At 64.0% G+C, this 24,450-nt stretch carries 23 protein-coding genes and 3 tRNA genes; 11 read left to right on the top strand and 15 right to left on the bottom strand.

Going from position 1 to position 24,450, the window contains the following annotated elements; all coding sequences use genetic code 11:
• Positions 1 to 45 precede the first annotated feature (45 nt).
• A complete protein-coding gene (locus tag HNH97_RS14745) occupies positions 46 to 522 on the top strand; it encodes a bactofilin family protein (protein WP_110912960.1) in 477 nt (158 codons plus the stop codon).
• Between the two features lie 219 nt (positions 523 to 741).
• On the opposite strand, the gene HNH97_RS14740 is transcribed toward HNH97_RS14745, so the two are convergent.
• Together HNH97_RS14740 and rnd are read right to left on the bottom strand one after the other, a co-directional pair.
• The gene (locus HNH97_RS14740; protein ID WP_408870069.1) at positions 742 to 1,539 is read right to left on the bottom strand and encodes a GcrA family cell cycle regulator; all 798 of its coding nucleotides are present in this window, start codon (positions 1,537 to 1,539) and stop codon (positions 742 to 744) included.
• A 150-nt stretch (positions 1,540 to 1,689) separates the two neighbouring features.
• Entirely contained in the window at positions 1,690 to 2,877 is a 1,188-nt protein-coding gene (gene rnd, locus HNH97_RS14735) for a ribonuclease D (RefSeq protein ID WP_171791372.1), read from the bottom strand.
• Between the two features lie 127 nt (positions 2,878 to 3,004).
• On the opposite strand from rnd, the gene queF reads away from it, so the two are divergent.
• Positions 3,005 to 3,496: a preQ(1) synthase gene (gene queF, locus HNH97_RS14730; protein ID WP_171791371.1), complete on the top strand. Its 492-nt coding sequence runs from the start codon at positions 3,005 to 3,007 to the stop codon at positions 3,494 to 3,496.
• Between the two features lie 182 nt (positions 3,497 to 3,678).
• On the opposite strand, the gene atpC is transcribed toward queF, so the two are convergent.
• From atpC to HNH97_RS14695, 7 genes are all read right to left on the bottom strand, one after another.
• Positions 3,679 to 4,104 (bottom strand): ATP synthase F1 subunit epsilon, encoded by a 426-nt coding sequence (gene atpC / locus HNH97_RS14725; protein WP_110912957.1) that lies wholly within the window; start codon positions 4,102 to 4,104, stop codon positions 3,679 to 3,681.
• A gap of 31 nt (positions 4,105 to 4,135) precedes the next feature.
• On the bottom strand, positions 4,136 to 5,617 hold the full coding sequence (gene atpD, locus HNH97_RS14720; RefSeq protein WP_110912956.1) for a F0F1 ATP synthase subunit beta: 1,482 nt from the start codon (positions 5,615 to 5,617) through the stop codon (positions 4,136 to 4,138).
• Positions 5,618 to 5,648: 31 nt separating this feature from the next.
• Positions 5,649 to 6,530 carry a F0F1 ATP synthase subunit gamma gene (locus tag HNH97_RS14715; protein ID WP_110912955.1) on the bottom strand — a complete coding sequence of 294 codons (882 nt, stop codon included), beginning with the start codon at positions 6,528 to 6,530 and terminating at the stop codon, positions 5,649 to 5,651.
• Positions 6,531 to 6,546: 16 nt separating this feature from the next.
• The gene (gene atpA, locus HNH97_RS14710; protein ID WP_171791370.1) at positions 6,547 to 8,085 is read right to left on the bottom strand and encodes a F0F1 ATP synthase subunit alpha; all 1,539 of its coding nucleotides are present in this window, start codon (positions 8,083 to 8,085) and stop codon (positions 6,547 to 6,549) included.
• Positions 8,085 to 8,681, bottom strand: a complete 597-nt coding sequence (locus tag HNH97_RS14705) for a F0F1 ATP synthase subunit delta (protein WP_171791382.1) — start codon at positions 8,679 to 8,681, stop codon at positions 8,085 to 8,087. Before HNH97_RS14705 ends, atpA begins: the two co-directional genes overlap by 1 nt.
• A 295-nt stretch (positions 8,682 to 8,976) precedes the next feature.
• Entirely contained in the window at positions 8,977 to 10,473 is a 1,497-nt protein-coding gene (locus tag HNH97_RS14700) for an MFS transporter (protein ID WP_171791381.1), read from the bottom strand.
• Positions 10,474 to 10,600: 127 nt separating this feature from the next.
• Positions 10,601 to 10,674 (bottom strand) — tRNA-Gly (locus tag HNH97_RS14695).
• Positions 10,675 to 10,914: 240 nt separating this feature from the next.
• Here HNH97_RS14695 and HNH97_RS14690 point away from each other — a divergent pair.
• The 4 genes from HNH97_RS14690 (at position 10,915) to HNH97_RS14675 (ending at position 12,425) form a co-directional block, all read left to right on the top strand.
• Positions 10,915 to 10,991 (top strand) — tRNA-Trp (locus HNH97_RS14690).
• Positions 10,992 to 11,129: 138 nt separating this feature from the next.
• Positions 11,130 to 11,324: a preprotein translocase subunit SecE gene (gene secE / locus HNH97_RS14685; RefSeq protein ID WP_040512887.1), complete on the top strand. Its 195-nt coding sequence runs from the start codon at positions 11,130 to 11,132 to the stop codon at positions 11,322 to 11,324.
• A gap of 8 nt (positions 11,325 to 11,332) precedes the next feature.
• The gene (gene nusG / locus HNH97_RS14680) at positions 11,333 to 11,863 is read left to right on the top strand and encodes a transcription termination/antitermination protein NusG (RefSeq protein ID WP_110094708.1); all 531 of its coding nucleotides are present in this window, start codon (positions 11,333 to 11,335) and stop codon (positions 11,861 to 11,863) included.
• 82 nt (positions 11,864 to 11,945) lie between these two features.
• Positions 11,946 to 12,425, top strand: coding sequence for a cupin domain-containing protein (locus HNH97_RS14675; protein WP_233044205.1), 480 nt, complete (start codon positions 11,946 to 11,948; stop codon positions 12,423 to 12,425).
• 271 nt (positions 12,426 to 12,696) lie between these two features.
• Here HNH97_RS14675 and HNH97_RS14670 read toward each other — a convergent pair whose 3' ends face one another.
• The 3 genes from HNH97_RS14670 to HNH97_RS14660 are packed head-to-tail and all read right to left on the bottom strand — an operon-like array spanning position 12,697 to position 16,509.
• On the bottom strand, positions 12,697 to 13,332 hold the full coding sequence (locus HNH97_RS14670) for a PqiC family protein (RefSeq protein ID WP_171791369.1): 636 nt from the start codon (positions 13,330 to 13,332) through the stop codon (positions 12,697 to 12,699).
• Between the two features lie 4 nt (positions 13,333 to 13,336).
• A complete protein-coding gene (locus tag HNH97_RS14665) occupies positions 13,337 to 15,001 on the bottom strand; it encodes a PqiB family protein (protein WP_171791368.1) in 1,665 nt (554 codons plus the stop codon).
• Complete coding sequence (locus HNH97_RS14660) at positions 14,998 to 16,509, bottom strand: paraquat-inducible protein A (protein WP_171791367.1); 1,512 nt, start codon at positions 16,507 to 16,509, stop codon at positions 14,998 to 15,000. Before HNH97_RS14660 ends, HNH97_RS14665 begins: the two co-directional genes overlap by 4 nt.
• Positions 16,510 to 16,604: 95 nt before the next feature.
• Between HNH97_RS14660 and HNH97_RS14655 the strand changes: the two genes are divergently transcribed.
• Positions 16,605 to 16,679, top strand: a tRNA-Thr gene (locus tag HNH97_RS14655).
• Positions 16,680 to 17,001: 322 nt separating this feature from the next.
• Here HNH97_RS14655 and HNH97_RS14650 read toward each other — a convergent pair.
• Both HNH97_RS14650 and HNH97_RS14645 read right to left on the bottom strand, forming a co-directional pair.
• Positions 17,002 to 17,457 (bottom strand): hypothetical protein, encoded by a 456-nt coding sequence (locus HNH97_RS14650; protein ID WP_110912948.1) that lies wholly within the window; start codon positions 17,455 to 17,457, stop codon positions 17,002 to 17,004.
• A gap of 288 nt (positions 17,458 to 17,745) precedes the next feature.
• Entirely contained in the window at positions 17,746 to 18,861 is a 1,116-nt protein-coding gene (locus HNH97_RS14645; RefSeq protein ID WP_110912947.1) for an AAA family ATPase, read from the bottom strand.
• A gap of 165 nt (positions 18,862 to 19,026) precedes the next feature.
• On the opposite strand from HNH97_RS14645, the gene HNH97_RS14640 reads away from it, so the two are divergent.
• Entirely contained in the window at positions 19,027 to 19,221 is a 195-nt protein-coding gene (locus HNH97_RS14640) for a hypothetical protein (RefSeq protein ID WP_146220652.1), read from the top strand.
• A 146-nt stretch (positions 19,222 to 19,367) separates the two neighbouring features.
• Here the strand turns inward: HNH97_RS14640 and HNH97_RS14635 are convergent, their stop codons facing one another.
• A complete protein-coding gene (locus tag HNH97_RS14635) occupies positions 19,368 to 19,559 on the bottom strand; it encodes a hypothetical protein (RefSeq protein WP_110912946.1) in 192 nt (63 codons plus the stop codon).
• An 816-nt stretch (positions 19,560 to 20,375) separates the two neighbouring features.
• Here HNH97_RS14635 and HNH97_RS14630 point away from each other — a divergent pair.
• The 3 genes from HNH97_RS14630 to HNH97_RS14620 all read left to right on the top strand — a co-directional run bounded on the left by HNH97_RS14630 (position 20,376) and on the right by HNH97_RS14620 (position 24,003).
• Positions 20,376 to 21,887 carry an aldehyde dehydrogenase family protein gene (locus tag HNH97_RS14630; protein WP_171791366.1) on the top strand — a complete coding sequence of 504 codons (1,512 nt, stop codon included), beginning with the start codon at positions 20,376 to 20,378 and terminating at the stop codon, positions 21,885 to 21,887.
• A 213-nt stretch (positions 21,888 to 22,100) separates the two neighbouring features.
• Positions 22,101 to 23,381, top strand: a complete 1,281-nt coding sequence (locus tag HNH97_RS14625; RefSeq protein WP_110912944.1) for an NAD(P)/FAD-dependent oxidoreductase — start codon at positions 22,101 to 22,103, stop codon at positions 23,379 to 23,381.
• A gap of 229 nt (positions 23,382 to 23,610) precedes the next feature.
• Positions 23,611 to 24,003, top strand: a complete 393-nt coding sequence (locus HNH97_RS14620; RefSeq protein ID WP_110912943.1) for a hypothetical protein — start codon at positions 23,611 to 23,613, stop codon at positions 24,001 to 24,003.
• Positions 24,004 to 24,450: the final 447 nt, after the last annotated feature.

Raw genomic sequence — 24,450 nt, 5'->3', positions numbered from 1 at the left:
CGCCCAGCGCCTTCTTCCACACCAGCCAACAAGGAAAACGCGCCGATGGCCCGTCCGCCCTTCCCCCAGAGCCCCAACGCCACGCCCGCAGGCGCCACGCGTCCGGGCATGCCCACGACCGGCGCGAAAAAGGAAAATGACCGCCGCACGCTGGTCGTTGGCCGTGGCATCAGCGTCCAGGGCACCATCAAGGACGCCGAACGCCTGGTCGTGGAGGGGATGGTCGAATCCTCCATGATCAACGCCACCGAACTGCTGATCGCCGATGGCGGTGTCTTCAAGGGTGAGGTCGAGGTGGAAGACGCCGAACTGGCCGGCACCATCGACGGCACGCTGACGGTGCAGGGCGGTCTTACGATCCGTTCCACCGGCCGCCTGCTGGGCACGGCGAAGTGCCGCCGCCTGAAGGTCGAGGATGGTGGCCAGGTTTCGGGGCAGCTTGAAATGATCACCTCCCCCAAGCCCGAGGCCCCGGCCGCAGCACCGGCCGCCGCCCCCGCCGAGAAGCCGCAGACCCCCTGAGGGCCGGTCGCAGCGCGCCCACGGCCATGACGCCCGCCCGCCGCGCCATGCGGCATCGCGCGGGTGTTGCGGCCATGTGGCGCAGCGACCCACCCGGCAGGGTGCGCGCGCCTTGCGGATATCCATGAAAAAAGCCGCCGGAACGTCATGTTCCCGGCGGCTTTTTCATATCCGTCACAGGCGCGGCGCCCGGGGATATCCCCTCAGGACGCGCGCCGCTCAGGCGACATTGTCGCGGCGGTCACGCAGCTTCACATAGGCAAGCTGCGCATGTTCGGCGCAGTAGGGCTTACCCGGCAGCGGGGTCGCGCCACAGAAATGGAAACCCGGCGTGCCCGGATCGCCCAGCGGCCAGCAGCAGGACTGGCTGCTGCGACGGCGCGGCGGGGTTACGGCGGCCCGGGCGGCGGCGGCACGTTCGGCACGCGTGGGTGTTGCCTTGCGCGGGGCCTTGGCCGCGGGACGTGCCGCGGCTTCCTCCGCCGCGGCGGCGGGCGCGGCCTTGGGGGCCGGGGCGGCAGCAGGCTTTGGCGATACGGTGTCGGCGGCGCTGTCAGCAACAGTCGGCGCGGCGGCCGGGGCAGGCATGGATGGCGGGGGTGCGGCCACGGCGGCGGCCGGTGCCGGGGCGGAAACGGTGTTTTCTTCCACAACGGGGGCGACAGGGGCCGCCACCGCTGCGGGTGCCGCCGGGGCAGCGGCAGTGGGTTCGGGGGCCGGAGTCGCCACCACCGCCACGGAAACTTCCGTGACCGTCACATCCGCCGCAGGGGCTGGTGTCGCGGGCGTCCGGGCCGCCGCGTCCTGTGCCGCCGGGGCCGGTGTCGCCTTGTCCACGGATTTGTCCGCCTTCGCCCCCCGGCGGATAGGCGACGGGCGTGGCTTCAGACCCAGCCGATGTGCCTTTCCGACGACCGCGTTCTTGGTCACTGACAACTGGCGGCCAATTTCCGCCGTTGACAATCCCTGCTGCCACAGGTCGCGAAGACGCGCGATCGTCTCCTCGGTCCATTCCATCGCCATCGCTCACACTCCATTACGCGGAATTGAGGGCAAAATAGGCTTATATTGTAGGTGACTCAACCAGCGTACCACAAAATCTTGTGGACAAGGGTGGAGATAACCTGTTCGCAACCATGGTAAAACCTGCGGAGTACGCACCGCCCCTCAGGCGCGGATCAGCCGGATCGCGCCGTCGGCCACCCCCAGCGTCAGTTCCCCCGACTTCAGCGCCAGCGCCTGCGTGCCGAACACCTCCCGCCGCCAGCCCTGCAACGCGGGGATTTCGGGCGCGTCCTCCAGCGCGAGGCGGTCGATATCCTCGGCCGAGGCCACAAGCTTCGGCGCAACGCGATGGCGTTCACAGCACGCCGCCAGCAGCACCTTGAGCATCGCCACCAGCGCGGCCGACGGGCGCGCCGCATCCTTGCCCCGGCCCTTTGGCGGGCGTGGCAGGGAGGCATCGGGTTCGCGCCGTGCGGTCGCGATCGTCTCCAGCAGGGCCTGCCCGCTGCGCCCCTCGGCAAAGCCGCGCGAAATGCCACGCACCCGCGCCAGCGCATCGACATCGCCGGGCGCGGTGGCGGCGATTTCCATCAGGCTCTCATCCTTCACCAGGCGCTGGCGCGGGACATTGACGCGCTGGGCCTCCAGTTCCCGCCACGCCGCGATGGCACGCAGCATGCCCAGCATCCGGCGGTTGCTGGTGCGCGGGCGCATGCGTTCCCACAGCGTCTGCGGATCGGGGCGGAAGGTGGCGGGGGAATTGAGGACATCCATCTCCGCCGTCATCCACTCCAGCCGCCCTTCACGCTCCAGTTGCGCGACAAGGCGCTGGTACACCTCGCGCAGGTAGGTCACATCGGCGGCGGCGTAATTGATCTGCGCCGCCGAAAGCGGGCGCGCGGCCCAGTCGGAAAAACGGTGCGACTTGTCGATCTGCGCCCCCACGACCGAGGCGACGAGGTTGTCATACCCCACCTGGTCCCCGTATCCCGCCACCATCGCCGCGACCTGCGTATCGAACAGTGGCTGCGGCAGGCGGTCGAACAGGTGCAGGAAAATCTCCAGATCCTGCCGCGCGGCATGAAACACCTTGATAACCCCTTCGTCGGCAAGGAGTTCGCCAAGGGATGTCAGGTCCATGCCCGGCGCCAGCGTATCGACGACCACGACCTCGTCCGCGCCGGCAAGCTGCACCAGGCACAGTTCCGGCCAGTAGGTGCGTTCGCGCACGAATTCCGTGTCGATCGTGATGAAGGGTTCGCGACGCAGCCGCGCGGTCACCGCGTCCAGCTCTGCCGTTGTGGTCACAAGGACCGGATCGGGGAATTCGGTTCGGGATGCAGGTGCCATGACTGCTGTGTTATCATGACGCACACAGGTTGCAACAGCGGGCAAAATGGCATGGCAATCCATTGACGTCGCCATATCCCGTCCGGCATCACCCGCCCATCAGGCAAACCGTGGAAAGAAAACACCCATGTCCTCCTCTACCCCGTCCCCTGCGCGGCCGGACGATGGCAGCCAGACGCTGACGCAGCTTGGCTGCAACACCACCCAGCCCACCAGCCCCGAGGAAGCCATCCTCGAACGTGTGCCCGCGCCCGACGCGGACAGGCGTTACGTGGTGCGCTTCACCGCGCCCGAATTCACCTCGCTATGTCCCGTGACGGGACAGCCGGATTTCGCGCATATCGTCATCGACTACATCCCGCGCCAGTGGATCGTGGAGAGCAAGTCGCTCAAGCTGTTCCTGACCAGCTTTCGCAACCATGGCGCCTTCCACGAAAAATGCTCCATGCAGATCGCGACCACGCTGGTGGACCTGCTCGATCCCGTATGGCTGCGGATCGGGGCGTACTGGTATCCGCGTGGCGGCATGCCGATCGACATCTTCTGGCAGACGGGCGCCCCGCCCGAAGGCGCATGGATCCCGCCGCAGGATGTGTCCGGATATCGCGGACGCGGCTGACGGGCATGTAACATACTGATGAATTGGTAAAAGTTTCCGGGTGCCGCCTTTTTACAAAGGCGGCGTTCTTTGAAGCTTCTTGGACAAAGCGTCACCAAAAACTTTTGAAACTGACGTCCCAACAAAAAACGGCACCTGCGATGAGGTGCCGTTTTTCCTGATGGTCCGGTCAGGCCCCGATGTCAGATGGACATCTCTGGCGTGGCGCTTTTTGCGGCCTCGATTTCCGCGCGGGCGGACTGCATCTTGTCCATCAGGATATCCAGTGCCGGGACGTTCATCTTGTCCGCCTCGTCATAGGATTTTTCCAGTCCGGTCAGACGGGACTGCGCATCGGTGGCGGACAGGTCCGCAACCGGCGTCGCATGATCCGCCAGAATGGTGCAGTGGTCCGGCGTCATGTCGGCAAACCCGCCGGACACGAAGAAACGATGGGCGATGGTGTCGCCCTCGTAAATCTCGACAACGCCACCGCGCAGCATCAGCATCAGCGGCGCATGCTCCGGCATCGCGGCGATATCGCCCTCGGACCCGGGCATGACCACCATGTCAGCCGTGTGGGAGAAGAGGGTCTTCTCCGGGCTGACAATCTCGACCTTAATCGGCATGGTCTGTCTTCCTTGCGTCAGGGGCCAGTAATCAGGCCGATTCCTTCATCTTCTCGGCCTTCGCCACCGCTTCCTCGATCGCGCCAACCATGTAGAACGCGCCTTCGGGCAGGTGGTCATATTCGCCCGCGACAATCGCCTTGAACGAACGCACCGTATCGGCCAGCGCAACCAGCTTGCCCGGCGCACCGGTAAAGACTTCGGCCACGTGGAACGGCTGCGACAGGAAGCGCTGGATACGACGCGCACGCGCCACCACCAGCTTGTCGTCTTCCGACAGTTCATCCATGCCAAGGATGGCGATGATGTCCTGCAGCGACTTGTAGGTCTGCAGGATACGCTGCACATCGCGCGCCACCTGGTAGTGTTCGTCACCCACGATCTTGGGGTCGAGCGAGCGCGAGGTGGAATCCAGCGGGTCAACGGCGGGATAGATGCCCATTTCCGCGATGGAACGGTTCAGCACCGTCGTCGCGTCAAGGTGGGCGAAGGTCGCGGCAGGCGCCGGGTCGGTCAGGTCATCGGCAGGGACGTAAACGGCCTGTACCGAGGTGATCGACCCCTTCTTGGTGGAGGTGATGCGTTCCTGCAGCGCGCCCATCTCGGTCGCCAGCGTCGGCTGGTAACCCACGGCGGACGGGATACGGCCCAGCAGCGCGGACACTTCGGCGCCGGCCTGCGTGAAGCGGAAGATGTTGTCCACGAAGAACAGCACGTCCTGGCCTTCGACGTCGCGGAAATATTCCGCAACCGTCACGCCCGACAGTGCGACACGGGCACGCGCGCCCGGCGGTTCGTTCATCTGGCCATAGACCAGCGCCACCTTGGAGCCTTCGGTGGAGTCACCGTCGATCTTGATGACGCCCGCGTCCTGCATTTCGTAATACAGGTCGTTACCTTCACGGGTACGTTCACCGACACCGGCGAACACGGACACGCCGCCATGCGCCTTGGCGATGTTGTTGATCAGTTCCTGGATGATGACCGTCTTGCCGACGCCCGCACCACCGAACAGGCCGACCTTACCACCCTTCAGGTAGGGGCACAGCAGATCGACGACCTTGATGCCCGTGGGCAGGATCTCGGTCGCGGCCGCCTGCTCGTCAAAGGCGGGGGCGGCGCGATGGATCGGCGAACGGCCCTTCGCCTGGATCGGGCCGCGATCGTCGATCGGCTCCCCGATGACGTTGAGGATACGGCCCAGCGTGCCCGGACCGACCGGCACGGTGATCTGCGCGCCGGTGGCGACGACTTCGGTGCCGCGGCTCAGCCCGTCGGTCGTGTCCATCGCGATGCAGCGGACTTCATGCTCGCCGATTTCCTGCGCGACTTCGAGGACCAGCGTCTGGCCGTTGAGCGAGACATGCAGCGCATCGAGGATGTGCGGCAGCGTGCCTTCGAACTGGACATCGACGACGGCGCCGCGGATCTGCGTCACACGGCCGACGACGTTGCTTTTCTGCGACTGCCCCTGTGTGGAGACAGGAGCCTCGTGAGTTGTGGTTTCCGACATGGGACAGCTCCTGGAGCGTGGAGACCGATCTTCAGACTGCCTGGGCGCCCGAAATGATCTCGATCAGTTCATTGGTGATGTTGGTCTGGCGGGTGCGGTTATAGGTCAGCGTCAGGCGGTCGATGGCTTTGCCCGCGTTACGCGTGGCACTGTCCATCGCCGTCATCCGCGCGCCGTTTTCACCCGCGGCGGTTTCAAGCATGGTCGCATAGAGCTGGACCTGCAGGTTGCGCGGCAGCAGGCGCGACAGCAGCGCACCCTCGTCCGGCTCGAACTCATAGGCGGCGGTCTCGCCAGCCGCCTGGTTGTCGTTGCCCGGAAGCGCCAGCGGAATCAATTGCATTTCCGTGGGAACCTGCGACATGACGTTCTGGAAGCGGTTGTAGACCAGCGTGCAGACATCGAACTCGTCACGGTCGAGCATGCCGGAAATCTTCTCGCCCAGGTCGGCTGCGACCTTGAACGACACCTCCTTGCCCGACGACATGTGGATATGATCGACGATCAGGTCCGAAAAGTCGCGCGACAGGTATTCGAACGTCTTGCGCCCGATCGGCAGCAGACGGACGGTCTTTCCCTCGGCCTGCAGCTTCAGGATCATGTCGCGCGTCTTGCGGTTGATGTTCGAGTTGAAGGCCCCCGCAAGACCGCGGTCACTCGACATCGGCACCAGCAGGTGGGTGCTGCTGCCACCCGTGCCGACGAGCAGCTTGGGCTGCCCGCCCTCACCGCCCATGCTGCGGGCGACCTCGGCGAGCATGCGGCGCATCGCGTCGGCATAGGGACGCGCCGCCGCCGCGCGGGTTTCAGCCCGGCGCAGCTTGGCCGCGGCGACCATTTTCATCGCGCTGGTGATCTTTCGCGTCGATTTGACGCTGCCGATCCGTGCGCGCAGTTCCTTCAGGGAAGCCATGGATGCGCGTTCTTCCTCAGTTGACGAACTGACGGCCGAACGTCGTCAGGAAATCGTTCAGTCGGCTTTCGATATCCTTGGTCAGCTGACGCTGGGTCCGGATGGATTCAAGGATGTCCTTGCCTGCCGAACGCACTTCCTCAAGCAGGCGCTTCTCGTACGTCGTGACCTGGTTCACCGGCACGGTGTCGATATAGCCACGGGTGCCGGCATACAGCACGACAACCTGTTCCTCGACCGACAGCGGGGAGGTTTCGGGCTGCTTGAGCAGTTCGACAAGGCGCGCGCCACGGGCAAGCTGCTTCTGCGTCGCGGGATCGAGGTCCGATGCGAACTGCGAGAAAGCGGCCATTTCACGATACTGCGCCAGTTCCAGCTTGATCTTGCCGGCAACCTGCTTCATCGCCTTGATCTGTGCGGCCGAACCGACACGCGACACGGAACCACCAACGTTCACCGCCGGGCGGATGCCGCGATAGAACAGGTCGGTTTCAAGGAAGACCTGACCGTCGGTGATGGAGATCACGTTGGTCGGGATGTAGGCGGACACGTCACCGGCCTGCGTCTCGATCACCGGCAGGGCCGTCAGCGAACCTGCGCCGTACTTGTCGGACATCTTCGCCGCGCGTTCCAGCAGGCGCGAATGCAGGTAGAACACGTCACCCGGATATGCTTCACGCCCCGGCGGACGACGCAGCAGCAGCGACATCTGGCGGTAGGCGACGGCCTGCTTCGACAGGTCATCATACACGATCAGGGCATGCATGCCGTTGTCGCGGAAATATTCACCCATGGAGCATGCGGCATACGGCGCCAGGTACTGCATCGGGGCCGGGTCGGACGCGGTGGCGGCGACGACGATGGAATATTCCATCGCGCCGGTTTCCTCCAGCGTGCGGACCAGCTGCGCCACGGTGGAGCGCTTCTGCCCGATCGCGACATAGATGCAGTAGAGCGACTTGGACTCGTCACCCAGGGCGTTGACGCCCTTCTGGTTGACGATGGTGTCGATCAGGATCGCGGTCTTGCCGGTCTGGCGGTCACCGATGATCAGTTCACGCTGGCCACGCCCGATGGGCACCAGCGCGTCGATCGCCTTGATGCCGGTCTGCATCGGCTCGCTCACGGACTGGCGGGGCATGATGCCCGGCGCCTTGATTTCCGCGCGCTTGCTGATGACTTCGCCAACCAGCGGACCCTTGCCGTCGATCGGGTTGCCAAGGCCATCGACCACGCGGCCCAGCAGGGCCTTGCCGGTCGGGACCTCGACCACCTTGCCGGTGCGCGCGACGGTGTCGCCTTCGCGCATCGCCGTGTCATCACCGAAGATGACGACGCCGACATTGTCGTTTTCAAGGTTCAGCGCCATGCCATGCTGGCCGCTGGCGGGGAAGACCAGCATTTCGCCGGCTTCGACATTCTGCAGCCCGTAGACACGGGCGATGCCGTCACCAACCGACAGGATGGTGCCGGTTTCGGCAACATCGACGGGCTGGTCGAACGTGGCGATCTGCTGCTTGAGGATATCCGAAATCTCGGAGGGGCGGATTTCCATCACGCGGCTCCCTTCATGGCATGATGCAGGCGGGTAAGGCGGGATCTGAGGCTGGTATCATACAGGCGGGCGCCTACGCGCACGACCAGACCGCCCAGCAGCGCCGCGTCAACACGCTCCTGGATATTGACTTTGGAATAGCCGGCCTCGGCGAGGCGGCCGCGAAGCTGTGCACGCTGCACGTCGTTGAGGGGGTGGGCGGACACGACGTCCGCCACCACCTCGCCCCGGCGGGCAGCGGCGATTGCCGCCAGGGCGGCAAGAATTTCACGAAGGTACGGCAGGCGGCGGTTTGTCGCCACCACGCCGACGAAATCACGGATCAGGGGGTCGAACCCCTCCTTGTCCAGCACCGCCACCATCGCGCGGGTGGCCTGGCGGATGTCAAGGGTACGGTCAACCAGCACGGCGGACAGGTCCGCGCTCTGGTCCAGCATGGAGGACAGGGCCTTCGCCTGGTCAAACACGAGGTCGAGCTTCTGCCTGTCGGAGGCGAGGTCATAGAGCGCCGTCGCATAACGGCCCGCAAGGCCATTGGCAATGGAGGCGATTGGTATTGAGGTCGTTCCAGTCGAATCCACTGTCCGCTTTTCCAATCCAGAATCGTGGGTCACACAAACAAGCTGCAGGCCCCGGAACACGACAGGCCCCAAGTCTGCTGGCGCGGCTCTAGCACGCTGCATCGACCCACGCAACCGACACTGCCCTGCCCCGCGCCAGATTGTTCCACCGCGTGCGCAGGCCGGTCGTCAGGCGGGTCAGGCCACCGTCCCATAGCGAGGCGTAGCATACATACCTGCCCCCCGTTCGGGAATAGAGTTCATGAACGATTCGTCATGATATGGCCGATAGGAGGTGCACGACCCGCATATCAATCATGCGGGAACCGCATCACCCCCGCCGGGAAGCCGCCACGGGCACCGCGGCCCCCTCCCCCGCCGCCATCAGCGCCGCCACCGCCTGCGTGCTGGCGCGGGCGCGGGCACTGGTCACGATGATGCCGATGACCCCGATCAGGATCGCCGCGGCAAACATCCCCCACCACATGCGATGCGTCGCCTGCGCGAACAGCGCCCAGCGGATCGTCCCGGCCTGTCCCGCCGCCCCGCCCGTCAGCGTGCCGCACAGCGCGATCCCCAGCAGCACGCCCACCTGCCTGCTGGTGGAGGCCAGGGCCGCCGCGACGCCCGCCTGGCTGCGCGGCATGCCGGCCACGGCGGCGTTGGTGATGGGCGCGTTACACAGCCCGAAGCCACACCCGCACAGCCCGTACGCCACCACCAGCAGCGCAAGCGGCGTCGTGGCGGACAGTCCCGTCAGCAAAAGCGCGCTGCCCCCGAATCCCAGCGCGGACAGCAACAGCGGCACCCGCGCGCCGATCCGCCCGACAAGGCGCCCCGACAGCGGCGCGCAGATGCTGCTGCACACCGCGAACGGCAGCGTGCACAGCCCCGCATGCAGGGCCGACATCCCGCGCGCGCCCTGAAGGTAGAGTGTATTGAGGAACAGGAACGCGCTGAACACCGCAAAGGCGAGGATCGCGGTCACGATCGCCCCCGAAAATGGCAGGGCATGGAAAAAGCGCAGGTCAACAAGGGGCGCGGCGCTGCGCTGCTCCACGATCACGAAGCCGATCATCGCCAGCACGCCCAGCGACAGGAAGCCGGAGATGACCGGATCGCCCCAGCCGAAATCCCGCACCTCGATCAGCGCCGCCGTCAGCATCGCCAGCGTCACCATCACCAGCAACTGTCCCGGCGCGTCGAACGGGCGTGTATGCGGGGCACGGGATTCGGGGATGAAACGCAGGGAAAGGAAGATCGCCACGATCCCGATCGGCACGTTCACCCAGAACACCGCCTGCCAGTTGACCCAGTGGACCAGGATCCCGCCCACCACCGGCCCCAGCGCGAGCGCCACGCCCGAGGCCCCGCCCCACACGCCGATGGCCTGCGCGCGGGCGCGCGGTTCGGTAAAGACATTGGCGATGATCGACAGCGCCACGGGATTGAGCATCGCGCCACCGATTCCCTGTAACATGCGCGCCCCCACCAGGAACGGGATCGACCCCGACAGCGCGCACAGCATCGAACCGAGGCAGAAGACGGCAATCCCGGCGACGAACACCCGCCGCCGCCCCAGACGGTCCGCGATCGCACCCATCAGCACCAGCAGGCTGGCGACCATCAGGGTATAGCCATCGACCACCCATTGCAGGGTGGAGAAACTGCCATGCAGGGCGGTGCGGATCGACGGCAGCGCCACATTGACGATGGTCACGTCCATCATCACCAGCAGCAGGCTGAGGCAGCATGTCACCAGCACGATGGTCGAATGTACCGGGGACTGTACCGTGGCAGGGCGGGATGGCGGGATGGGGGCGGTCATGGCGCTCTGGTTTCCGTCGGTCGGAAGCACCCGCAGGCCGCGATGCCCTGAGGACCCGCCGGACAGGCCCGACACGAAAACCCGTTCCGTGCGAAGCGGGAGCCACAATCATCATGAATGGGGGGAATGGAGCGGGCGAAGGGAATCGAACCCTCCTCAGAAGCTTGGAAGGCTACTGCATTACCACTATGCTACGCCCGCCCATTTCGGGGCATGTATAATGCGGCGCGGGGACGGGTTGCAAGCCCCCTTGCGCAGGGCCGCGCACTTTCGTCGCGCACGCACACGTTTTTTACGCCCATGTGCATGAAATCGCACACGCCCCCTTGACTTTCACCGCCAGACGTATTCTTTTCCGCCTCACTGTGCCGGGTACGCATGGGCAGGCCGGATGGCGGGATCACCTCCCGTTCCCAGATGGCGGGTCGATAGCGGCTTTGCAGGGGTGTAGCTCAATTGGCTAGAGCGCCGGTCTCCAAAACCGGAGGTTGCGGGTTCGAGACCCTCCACCCCTGCCATTCTCCGGTCGGGATAATTCCCCCCCTTCCGGCTTGGCATGTTTTGGTCAGGACAACGCCGTGCTGACCGGATTTCAGGCCCCCGCGCCAGCCGGGCATCCCGGTCAGGCGCGTCGGGTGTTGCAGGAAGGATGTTTCGTGTCGGTCAGTCCCGCGAAATTTGTAGAAGAAGTCCGCGCCGAGGCGAAAAAGGTCACATGGCCCACCCGTCGCGCGACACTGATGACGACGGGCGCGGTCCTGGCGATGGCCGGGCTGGCATCGGTATTTTTCTTCCTCGTCGACGAGGTGATCGGCCTTGGCGTGCGTAAATTATTTGGACTGGGAGGCTGAGTTCAGCCATGGCCAAGCGGTGGTATGTCATCCACGTCTATTCGGGCTTTGAAAAGAAGATCGCCCAGCACATCAAGGAACAGGCCGCCCAGAAGGGGCTGGCCGACCATTTCGGTGAAATCCTGGTCCCGTCCGAGGAAGTGACCGAGGTCCGTCGCGGGCAGAAGGTCAATTCCGAGCGCAAGTTCTTCCCCGGCTACGTGCTGGTCAACATGGAACTGACGGACGAGGCGTGGCACCTGGTCAAGGACACGCCGAAGGTGACCGGCTTCCTGGGCAGCAAGACCAAGCCGTCGCCCATCCCCAAGGTCGAGGCCGAGCGGATCATGAAGCAGGCGCAGGAAGGCGTCGAGCGCGTGCGTCCCTCCGTCACGTTCGAAGTGGGCGAACAGATCCGCGTGGCCGATGGCCCGTTCACGTCCTTCAACGGCACGATCGAGGAAGTGGACGAGGAAAAGGGCCGCCTGACCGTCAGCGTCTCCATCTTCGGCCGTTCCACGCCGGTGGACCTCGAATACAACCAGGTCGAGAAGGTCTGATCCTTCCCGCACCTGCGGATCACGGCAAAGGCACCCCCGGCGGGTGCCTTTTTTCGTTGGGGCGCCATGGACGCCATGGGCCGTGCCCCCGCCCCGCGTTACACTGCCGCGCCAGCATACGGGAGGACGCACGATGAACGAACGCTACAGATTCGCGGATTTCGACGAGATCATAAAGCTGTTCCCCGATCAGGCCGACACGCTGATCGTGGATGCCTACCTGACCGATTCGGCGGAGGCGAGCATGCGGCTGTTCCGCATCTATCACCCCCTGCCCCGCCATTATCATACGCAGTGCGACGAACACCTGCTGCTGCTGCGTGGCGAACTGGAATTCCTGATCGAGGACGAACCACCCCGCAAGCTGCGGGCCGGGCAGATGGTGTCCTTCCTGCGCAATGTCGTGCATGGCGTCCGGCCGATCGGGACCGACCCGGTCGTGTTCTTTGCCGCCGATACCCCCCGCCGCGCGCCCGATGACGTGCATTTCGTGGACCCCGAGGCCGCAAAGGGGCTGAAATTCGTCAGCCACCTGAAGGATTACGCCAACACGCTGGCCTGAATTCAGGGGCTTTGCCCTTTGGAAACCACGACTTTAAAAACGAATCAGGGTGCAGGGATCGTGATCCCTGCCGGATCCGGGCAGCGCCCGGGTGTTTCATGTGCCGACGGCCTCAGGGGCTTTGCCCCTGAAACCCCACCAAAGGGCATTGCCCTTTGGAAACCATGACTTCTAAGCGAATCAGGGTGCAGGGAGCGCGCTCCCTGCCGGGTCCGGGCAGAGCCCGGATGTCACCACACACCGACGCCCCTGCACGCCGGCACACAGCACCCTACCGCGCGTGATGCGGCGCTTCCTCGGCAGGCAGGGTCTGTAGCCGCTGCGCTGCGCTATCGGCCACCTGTCCCAGAAGCTGGCTCAGCCCCGCGACCATGGCCGTGGCCCCGCTGCCAGACGCCGTCGCCAGCGAGAAGGCCTGCGCCGTGCCGGCTTCCGGGTCGCCCGCGCGATGGACCGACAGGGTGCCCGACAGGCGCACCTGCCCCGTCGCGTCACGGGCGAACTGCGTCACGTCGAGTTCGACGAACGCCTTGGCCGGCATGCTCGTCGCATTGTTCTGCGCGAAGATGGAGCTACCGGGCAGGCGCTGCTGCAGGTCGCTGGTCAGGGTGTCGCCGATCATCTGCGCCAGCGGTTCGCTCCACGCCGCACCCGGCAGGGTGGTCAGGCTGTAATTCGCCTGCTGGCCGACGATATGGTCGCGATCCAGCGCGGGCGGCACGCCGGGGGTGCGGACCTCGATCACGGCGGGGGCCTGCCCCATGGGGCTGCCCTGCGTGGGGGCGAGGCTGTAGAGCGTCGGGTCCGCCGAACCGCAGCCCGCCAGCAGCGGGGTCGCCGCCGCCAGCGCCAGTGCCGCGCGGCGCAGGGCGCGCGCGGGGGTGAGGATGCTCAAGGACTGGGTCATCGGATTATCGTCCCGTAATCAGCGCCGAGGGATGGCGGGTAAGGAAGTCGGACAGGAACCGCAGCGACCGCGCCGCCTCGTTAAGCTGTACGACCATCTGTTGCAGGTTGCGGTGGAAATCCGTATCGCCGCCATAGCTGGACAGCAGCGAGTTCGCGTTCTTCAGCGTGGAATCCAGCCCCGCCAGCAGTTGCGGCATACGCGCGCGCGCATCGTGGGAGATGACCTGCAGGTTCTCCATCGACGCCCGCAGCGACGACAGCCCCTGCCGCATGTCGGCACTGTTGATGCGGGCATCCGCATGGGCCAGCAGGTTGTTCAGGTTCTCGCCCACCTGCGTCAGCGGCATCGCCGCGACCTTGTCCGTGATGGTGGACACCGAATCCATGATGCCCGCCATGCCGCCCGCCTGTCCCGGCAGGACCAGCGCGTCGCCTTCCTGCGTGAGCGTGGCGGGACGCGCATTCTTGACAAAGGTCAGCGCGATTTCGGATTCGCCGGTCAGGAAGCTCGCACTCTGGACCGAGGCGCGCAGTCCGTTCGCCACCTGCGTATGCAGCAGGGCGCGCAGGGCGTCGGCGGGCACTTCCTGGTCGTTCAGCACACGTTCGGGCTGAAGCTCCATGGCCACGCGCACGCGCGCCTGCCCGGTATGCGGGTCCACCAGCAGCTTCACATCGTCGATCGTGCCGACCTGGATGCCGAACATGGTCATCCGCCCGCCCTTCGTCAGGCCCGCAACGGGACTGGTGAGGTAGGTGACAAGCGGGATGCGTTCGCGATACCCGGCGGCGTCGGCTTCCTCCTGACTGTCATACAGGCGGAAGACGGTGTCGGAATTGGGCTGCACCAGATGTTCGTCGCGCGCATCGGGCGGGGCGAATGCGATGCCACCGGACAGCAGCGCCTGCAGCGACTGCAGCTTCACCTTCAGGCCACCGGCCCCAAGCCCGACCTGCACGCCCGAGACGTTCCAGAAGCGCGTATCGGTGCGCAGGTACTGGTCATAGGGCGCCTGCACGAAGATCTGCACCTTGATCGGCCCGCGCCCGCCCGGCGGCAGGGTATAGCCCAGCACCTCGCCCGCGACGACATCGCGGAAGAAGATCGGCGCGCCCTGCCCGATGGAGCCGAGGCTGGGCGTCATCAGGGTATAGGTATGGCCCGGCTGGTCCGAACGCACGCCCGGCGGGGATTCCAGCCCCTTGAAGAAGGTCGTGTGGCGGCCGCCCGGCTCGCCGGGGTCCATGGCGATGTAGGCCCCGGACATCACGGTTTCCAGCCCGGTGATGCTGGCGCCGTTGATACGCGGGCGCACCACCCAGAACCGCGCGTTGCTGGTCATCATCCGCGATGCGGCGGACGTCATGCGCACGCCGACCTCCACATGATGCAGGTCATCGCTCAGCCTGATCGATTCGACCGTGCCGAGGGAGACGGACTTGCTCTTCACCTCGGTCTGGCCACTTGTCAGGCCATCGGCGGTGTCGAACGTGATGGTGATGACCGGGCCGCGCGTCGTCAGCCCCCGCCAGCCAAGGTAGCCCGCAATCAGCAGGGCGACGATGGGCACCAGCCATATGACGGAAAACCGGTATGTGCGCGTATCGGACTGCGGGATGGAAGTGGGCGATCGCCCGTTGCGGGGATCGTTCGGGGAATCGTTCACGCCTGGTTCGGCTCCATGTTGGCAGCGGGGCGGGGAGCCGCCGCGGATGTGTGTGCGGGACGCGACGGCCCCTGCGGAGTGTTGTCGGTGTCCTGGCGTTTCAGCACGGCGCGGGGAAGGCCATCGACCAGTTCACCGTTCATGCCGGCCGCATCCCACATGATGCGCGGGTCGAAGCTCCATGCCGCGAACAGCGTCAGCACCACGACGGCGGCGAACGCCACCATCCCGGCATTGGCGGTGACGGTGGCCATCGCGTTGAAACGCACCACCGCCACCAGAATGGAAATCATGAATACGTCGATCATCGACCACCGGCCCACCATATCGACCACGCGGAACAGGCGCGTACGCCGCACCAGGCCACGACGCGACCCGCGCCACGTCATGACGACCATGGTGGCGAGGCTGATGATCTTGAGCATCGGGACCGTGATGCTGGCGAAGAAGACCAGCAGCGACAGCGGGATCATCCCGTCGCTCCACAACTCGAGCGCCCCTTCGATGATGGTGTGGCCGCCGCCGCCGCCCATGCGCATGAAGGTCATGACAGGATACAGGTTGGCCGGGATGTAGAAGGTGACCGCCGCGATCAGGTAGGCCGTCGTGCGCGTCAGGGATTCGGGCGCGCGCCGCCAGACACTGTGGCCGCAGCGCGGGCAGGCGCCGACGCAGTGCAGGTTGCTGACGGGGTGTTCCATCTCCCCCACCAGCCCGCATGACGGGCACGCGACAAGGCGTTCGACGGGGGGCATACCGACATCGTCCACATGGACATAGTCGATTTCCACCACGTCCCCGTCGTCAAGGCGGGTCAGCGCATCCACCCTGCGGTGTCGCCAGATCCGTTCGGTGTCCAGCGTCGAATCCGTCACCGCCATCGTCAGCATCAGCCCGCCGATCAGGTACACCGCCGGGCCGACATCGACATGCGCCATGTCCGTCAGCTTGGTATAGGCGACGAAGATGCCAAGGATATAGACCTCCACCATCGACCATGGCCGCAGCTTCTCGTACCAGATCAAGATGCCCGGCGCCCAGTTCGGCAGGGTCGGGCGCGTGCCGGCATACAGGATGGCGAACATCAGGCCGATGGCCACGGCCGGCGCCATGATGGTCACCGCGCCGACCAGCAGCCCTGCCTCCCCCCAGCCTTCGTGCAGCAGTTCCATCGGCCCGGTCAGCAGATCCACCGTGCGTTCGCGCCCATACACATTGAGCGTCATGAGCGAGGACGCCAGCGCCGCGAGGTAGAACGCCGCCGAACTGATGCAGAACGCCAGGGGGGCCGCCACCGGCGCGGTGCGCCTGCGCTTCTGCAGGTGCTGCCCGCAGCGTGGGCAGGCCGCAAGCTGCCCGGGCTGGAGTTCGGGGACATGCTGGTACAGCCCGCAGCCCGGACATTCTGCCAGTCCGCCGATGACACGCAGGTGCTCGACCGGGGCTGGGGCGACGCCAAGCGACTGACAGCCGAGCCGGGCGGGAAGGGTCTTGATGAATGTTCTCATGCCGGCCCCACCATACAACGCGAATTAAATTGAGGAATGGCGCATTTGGCATATTGCATCCGCGTCCAACGTCGGATATCAAGCGCTCAACTTTCGCCGACATAGCTCAGGGGTAGAGCAACTGATTCGTAATCAGTAGGCCCTCGGTTCAATTCCGAGTGTCGGCACCATTTTTCTCTTGTTTTTTCAAGAGTCTGGGCACAACAGCCCAAGGTCCGGACAACCTGCCCCACCGTGGGCGACAGTCCCCCCCGACATCCCTTCCCTGCCGATTCCCCAGCCGAAATCAGGGCTTTAGCTGCATGCCGGTTCTGCCTGCGCATGACGTGGGCCGGACATCCGTACTGGTGCCCCGCCACTGGGGGCATGGCTGCCATGCATCGACGCGCAGGGGGCCTTACGTAATATTATGTAACCATTTTTACGTAAAAAGACCGGCCGGGACTCCGTGCGCGCACACGACACGGGCACGGAGACTCCGCAACAGCGGTTTCAGGTCCCGGAATGTTTGCGCAGGAGCGAGACCGCATGCGGCCCGTCCTCAAGCGCTGCGTCGAGCAGGTCACGCCCAAGCGCGCGGAGCGTCAGGGGATGCATCCCGTCGAGCGCCCCATGCAGTTCATGCCGTTTTTCTTCCGACAGGGTGGGATCACTGGCGACACGCTGGCGCAGGGCTGCGAGCATGTCGGGGCTTTTCATCGTGATCTGCACATTTTCCGGCCGGGCAAGGAACTGGCGGCCCGCATCGGTAATGGTGCTTTCGCCCTGCACGCGAAATCCCTGCGCCGTGGCGGACACGCCGCCGGTACAGAAACCCTGCAGTTCGAGGTCGAGCAGGTTGCGCGCATATTTCTGTTCATCCGCGCCATCGGGGATCTGCAACGCGACCGTCCCACCCGCCGCCTGCATGGACAGCAGCATTTCAACCTGCAGATCACGATCAATCACGCCCTGAACTCCTCCGGCCATCATGTTATAACAATGGATATGGGCCTGATGTCCCTGTATTGCAATCCGGCATGCATGGCAGGCGCAACAGTTCCGGCAGTTTTCGTTGCCCCACGACCCCTGAATTTGATTTAAAAATCATGGTTTCCAAAGGGTAATACCCTTTGGTGGGGGTTCGGGGGCAAAGCCCCTGAGGGACATGTACCAAACGTTCAAATGACGCACGAAAAAGCCTCACCAGACACCACCTTTCCCAGGAAAAGGCGGCATCCGGAAGCTTTCACAAGGTCAGGCCCGCGCCCAATGACGCACCTGTTCACGCAGGACAACCTCCACGCAGCGGCGCAGCATGCGCATGTCGCCGGTAAAGACTTCCTGCAGCTTCGTCATCTCATAGCCGGACAGGTCGAACCAGCCGGGCTGCAGGTTCCGTTCCACCTCGATTTCGCGGATGATGTTCCACGCAAGGGCGGGCACATGTTCGACCGTGGGCGCAGGCACATGCACCACCGTGCAGCGCGAACGCAGCGGCGCGCTGACCATGCCCAGGTCGTTGGCCGTCAGGACCCAGCGCACGTGGCTGACATCGACGGAGGTGTTCAGGTACACATCGCGAAAGGCCCGGGCCTCCGTCAGGTCGAGGAACTGCAGCAGCGCATCCTGTACCGTCCCGTTACGGCTTTCACGCGGGGCCTTTTCCACCTCGTCCATGATCATGCAGACATTGGCCATGCCGCTGTGGGCGATGGCCTCCGTCACGATCGACGGCTTGGAATCGCCATAGGTCTGGTGCGTCCCCACCAGCGACAGGGCATCGGACATGCCGGCCACGTTCTGCTTCTGCACGGCATAGCCCAGCGCCTCGTGATAATGGCGCGCGACGGTGGATTTCCCCGATCCCGGCGGCCCGACCAGCAGTACCGGACGCATCCGCCCCGGCGTGCCCCAGGCCATCAGGTCACGTTCGGCATGGGCCATCGCCTCCACCGCGTCCGCCGCGTGGGGGCAGGCCTCCAGCGCAAGGCCGATGCGCGATTCCACGAAATCCGGGACATGCAGATGCACCGGCTTTTCCAGCCGCCGCACGCTGGCGAAACGGTCGGGCGTGCGCGTGCCTGTCTTCACCTGCGGAAATTTGAAATTCGCAGGCAGGATATGGATGCCTTCATCCCCGGACTCCCCGTCCCCCGCAAACTCTGCGGGTTCTACGGCGTCAGGCGGGATGACGGGTTCAGGCTGCCGTGACGGGGCATCATCCTCATCATCAAGGCTGTCGGCCCCAAGGATGAAGGGGCCGCATTCCCCGTCCTCTTCCTCGCTCGAATCAGGTTCCTGCGCATTCCATAATGCCATCAGCTCGTCAAAGGAGCCGTCATCATCATCGGAAGAATTCATTTTGCTCATGTCGTGGTGCCCTGATGTTGGAGATCATGGAGTTTTGCGGCCCGGGAGGAGGGCAAAACGTATGAGCTTCAACATCGGCAATGACATGGGCAGGTCCTGACCTGGACAGAGTCCGCACGGTATACCCGGCGCATACAGGGATGCACCTGGCCATAATATGCAGTCATGTTGGGGAAAGACGGTGGCGACCAATGGCGTGTTGCTGTGGTCACGAAGCAATCAGAGTGCTATTCGCTGGAACGTCATACTTGGGATATGACAGATTTAGGTTCTTTTTTCAAGGGAAATTCTTTCCTGCCAAAGAAAAAACCACCCCTCAATACAGAAGGCGACACCCCCGAAGGAATGCCGCCAACCTGAGAACAGTCACAACCGTCTGGAAAAACAGCGTTCCTGTTTCTTATTAATGACACATCTGAATAACGATACAACACGGTTGTGGTAACAACGTGCTGAGGTCACGGCGATGTAATGATACAGCCGCGGGATTGCAGGCGCCGTCGGGTTCAGGCCTGGTCCAGCGGATCTTCATCGCCATCATTTTCGCGCACGCTCCACCATCCTGCGGACCATTGCGCGAATTCGGGCGTGTCTTCCTTGAACGGGTTTTCAATCAGGGGTTCGCCCCGGACGGCGGCGGCCTTGCCCTGGGCCGTGGGATCGTCGGTGGCGGGGGTGGTCGGGGTCTGCTGGGTCATTGCGCTTCCTTGTACTCTGGTCTGTGTCGGCCGTACCTGCGCGTGATACCGCATGCCCCCACCCCGCGTCAGCCCCATCCTCCGCCCGTGCGCCCCGTGCGGCACGCATGCCACGACCTGCCCCGACGGGACGACAGGTGGCACGGGCGCGACATGGGAAATGCGATGCACAGTATATGGCGGACCTCCGCCCGGTGGCATGCGGTGCCGGATTCGCATTTCCGCCCTGTGGGGCCCTGCATGTTCCACGACTCCCGCCTGCCTGTGCGCCGTCCATGTGAAATTATGGCACCGGGGCGCAGATTCCCCCGTCCCGCCCGTTGCCGTTTTATGCAACTGCTCTTTCATCATGTTTCATTTATTGAAATCCTGAAAAATCTCATCAGGATACCACATTGTAATATAAGTATTTTTATGGATCATATTGTGACATTGAGTGTCGATATCACGGATACGTGATCGCGATTATGCTTGCGGATCACAATTTATCTATATACCAATGGATACAGACATTCCGCTGTATCCGGCGGTTTTGTTCTTTCCTCGCCGATCCCTGATACCGGCAGACCGGGGTGGAAAATGCGCGAATATTTCATCCCGGCACAGAAGTTCAAGAAACGAATGCCATAACAGCAAGAACAACATGGGTTCTGCATATGATCGCCCTCATCGCATTCCCTTGTCGGAATACGGGCTTCAGGCGGAACCTGCCCCCGGGATCGGCAACGCCGGACGATTTGATAACCACGGAACTGTATTTCATATTTCCATGGAATACATGCCCGGTCACAATAAAACCACAAGGGAACATGACTCATGTCTTCCGATTACACGACCGAGAAGCCGCCGTTCAAGGCTCGCTATGAAAACTACATCGGGGGCAAGTGGCTGCCGCCGATCGCAGGCCATTACCTGACGAACACCTCGCCGGTCGATGGTCGCGTGCTCTGCGAAGTTCCCGCCTCCACCGCCGCCGACGTGGAACTGGCGCTCGATGCCGCGCACAAGGCGAAGACCGCCTGGGCCCACACCTCCCCCGCCGATCGCGCGCTGATCCTGCTCAAGGCCGCGGACAAGATGGAGCAGAACCTCGACCTGCTCGCCCGTGCGGAAACGTGGGACAACGGCAAGCCCATCCGTGAAACCCTGACCGCCGACATCCCGCTGGCGATCGACCATTTCCGTTACTTCGCTGGCTGCATCCGTGCGCAGGAAGGCTCGCTGAGCGAAATCACGGACACGACCATCGCGTATCACTTCCACGAACCGCTGGGCGTTGTCGCGCAGATCATTCCGTGGAACTTCCCGCTGCTGATGGGTTCGTGGAAGCTGGCGCCCGCGCTTGCCGCCGGCAACTGCGTCGTCATGAAGCCCGCCGAAAGCACGCCCGCCAGCATCCTCGTGATGATGGAACTGATCGGGGACCTGTTCCCGCCCGGCACGCTGAACATCGTCAACGGCCTGGGCAAGGACGTGGGTGCTGCCCTGTCCAACAGCGACCGCATCGCGAAGATCGCGTTCACGGGTTCCACGCCGACGGGCAAGATGATCGCCCACGCTGCGGCCGAACACCTGATCCCCGCGACGCTGGAACTGGGTGGCAAGTCGCCCAACATCTTCTTCGCCGACATCATGGAGAAGGACGACGATTACCTGGACAAGGCGATCGAAGGCTTCACGATGTTCGCCCTGAACCAGGGTCAGATCTGTTCGTGCCCCAGCCGTGCGCTGGTCCAGGAATCGATCTATGAGAAGTTCATCGAACGTGCCCTGCCGCGCATCAAGGCGATCCGCCAGGGCAACCCGCTGGATCCCAACACCATGATGGGTGCGCAGAACTCGCACGGGCATCAGGAAAAGATCCTGTCCTACATCGACATCGGCAAGGGCGAAGGCGCCCAGCTTCTGACCGGTGGCGGCCGTCCGGACCTGGGTGGTGACCTGAACAAGGGATGCTATGTGCAGCCGACCGTGTTCAAGGGCAACAACAAGATGCGCATCTTCCAGGAGGAAATCTTTGGCCCCGTGCTGGCCGTGACGACCTTCAAGACGGAAGAAGAAGCGCTGGCCATCGCCAACGACACCCCGTTCGGTCTGGGTTCGGGCGTGTGGAGCCGCGACGCCAACACCTGCTTCCGCATGGGTCGCGGGCTGGAAGCGGGCCGCGTGTGGATCAACTGCTATCACGTCTATCCCGCGCATGCGGCGTTCGGCGGATACAAGAAGTCCGGCATCGGCCGTGAGACCCACAAGATGGTTCTCGAACACTACCAGCAGACCAAGAACATGCTGGTCAGCTACAGCGAAAAGAAGCTCGGCTTCTTCTGATCGCAGGTCGTGGCGGCGAAGGCCGCCACGGCATGATGCGCAGGCGGTGCGGCCGGGCCGGTTATTTTGCCGGGTCGGCCGTTGCCGTCTTCCGTCCCCGCATACGGGCGTGGATGGCACACGACATGAACAGTTTTTGAAATATCAGGAATGCGACAGGGTTTTTCCCACGGGGGCCGGGACACTGTGCGGCAGGGGTGAAAGAGGCATAGGATGGCACAAAAGTTTCGGGTGGTGATTGTCGGCGGTGGTATCGCGGGCCTGGCGCTGGCGACGCGTCTGGGTGATTCCATCGGCAAGTCGGGACGCGCGGAAATCACGCTGGTCGACAAGAGCTTCGCCCATGTGTGGAAGCCGATGCTGCACTGCTTCGCCGCCGGCACGGCCGCGAACGAGAACGACCGCATCAGTTTCCTGTCACAGGCCAGCCGCCACCATTTCGAGTTCTGGCCCGGCGAGATCTCGGACCTGGACCGCACGGCCAAGTCCATCACGCTCGCCCCCGTGGTCGAACCCACCGGCGAGGTCATCCTGGATGAACGCAAGCTGGAATATGATGCGCTGGTGCTGTCGATCGGCAGCCGCGCCAATGATTTCGGCACCCCCGGCGTGGCCCAGCATTGCCTGTTCATCGACAACCTCGTCGATGCCAACGGCTTCAACGACCGTTTCCGCATGGAACTGCTCAAGGCGTTCGGCAATAACGAGGAACTCGACATCGCCATCGTCGGCGGGGGTGCCACCGGCACGCAGCTTGCCGCCGAACTGCACAAGGCGCTGGACCTCGCGGCCCTTTACAGCTTTGGCAAGAAGCCGCCCAAGCTGAAGATCACGCTGCTGGAGGCCGGGCCGCGCATCCTGCCGGCCTTCCCTGAATCCGTCTCCGCCGCAGCGCAGAAGCAGCTTGAGGCGATCGGCGTGACGGTCATGACTTCGGCCATGGTCAGCGGCGCGGACGAAAAGGGCTACATGCTCAAGGACGGGACGCGCATTCCCGCCACCCTGCGCGTCTGGGCCGCAGGGGTGAAGGCGCCGGACGTGACGCGCAAGTTCGCCGGGCTGAAACTGTCACGCTCCGGACAGCTTGAGGTGCGCCCGACGCTGCAGCTTCTGGAAGATGACAACATCTTTGCCATGGGCGACTGCGCCTTCATCGCGGAAAAGCCGGTGGCCCCCACGGCACAGGTCGCCCGCCAGCAGGCGCACCACCTGGCGCGCTACCTGCCGCGCTGGATCAATGGCGGGCAGTTGCAGCCGTTTGCGTTCCATAACAAGGGCGCGGTCGTCGCCCTTGGCGATTACAATGGCTGGGGCACCTTCCCCGGCGGCAAGGTGTTCGGTGGCGGGTGGCTCAGGGGCATTACCGCGCGCATGGTCCACCTGATGCTGTATCGCCAGCACCAGTTCGAACTTTACGGCACGTTCCGCGGCCTTGTTTCGTGCCTTGTGGACTGGCTCGATGTGTTCGTGCGGCCGTCGGTCCGGCTGGACTGACAAATCCCGCAGCAATTTAAGGGAGCCGCCTTCTGATCGAAAAAGGCGGCGTTCTTTCAAGGCTTTTTCAAGAAATCTTCAGCAAAGACTTCTGATCCTTTCCTTTTCAGCCGCGTCCTGTCGCCGGGTCCACTTCATCGTGGGTCCGGCGATTTTTTTTGGCGTCGCGGCATACGGAACCGGTCGTGGTGATCCCCGTTGCCCCCTTGTACGCAAGGGAGACACGGACATGCGCTTTGCCCCCGTATCACACCATTTCCTGGACCAGCCCCCCTGCCCCGCGCCGGTGCCGCCCATGCCGCCCGGAACGCCGGTGCCACCCACGCACCCACCGGAACCCGGCGAGGATCCCCAGCCAATCGACGACCCGCAACCCATCCCGCCGCCCATGCTGGCCTGCTGGACGGCGCGGTATTTCCGGAACTCCGCCGCAACCATGCTGTTGAGGGAGTCCGCACCATGGAAAGGGAACACCCCCATGTCGAACACAGCCTACGATCCCGAAAAACCCGTCCCCAAGCCGGACAGCGAAAAAGACCATGATCGTGACGAGGCGCTTGAAGAGAGTTTCCCCGCCAGCGATCCGCCCTCCAAGGGAGAGACAACCGGCCCGGATGAATGAAACCGTCATAAAGGTTTTTGGTGAAGCTTTTTCCAAAAAGCTTCGAGGAGGCCGCCTTTTTGGAAAAAGGCGGCACCCGAAAACTTTTGACCATTATATCAGGACATTAACCGGAGAGGGTCATTCGTCCATGACGGTACGGCGCGCGGTGTCGCCCGTGGGTGTCCGTACCGATCGGTCAAAGCGGCGCACCCTCCGCCCCGTCCGCCATGACACATGCCCGCGCGTGGCGCATGTGGACGTCTGCGCAACCTTTTTGCACGCAGCCTGTTGGGATTCGTATCTGTCGGTATTCCGCAAGAAAGGAAACATCATGAAAATCCATTTCAGTTCCATCTGCGTGCTGGCGACATTGGCCGGTGTTCCGACGCTGGCGGCCGCGCAAACGGCCACCCCGCCCGCCCCCACGGCGAATTCCGCCGCATCGGAAGTGGGCCGCAACCCGCC

Origin of the sequence: Gluconacetobacter entanii (genome assembly GCF_013155425.1) — a bacterium.
GTDB lineage: Bacteria > Pseudomonadota > Alphaproteobacteria > Acetobacterales > Acetobacteraceae > Novacetimonas > Novacetimonas entanii.
This window is presented reverse-complemented; position numbering and strand designations above follow the sequence as displayed.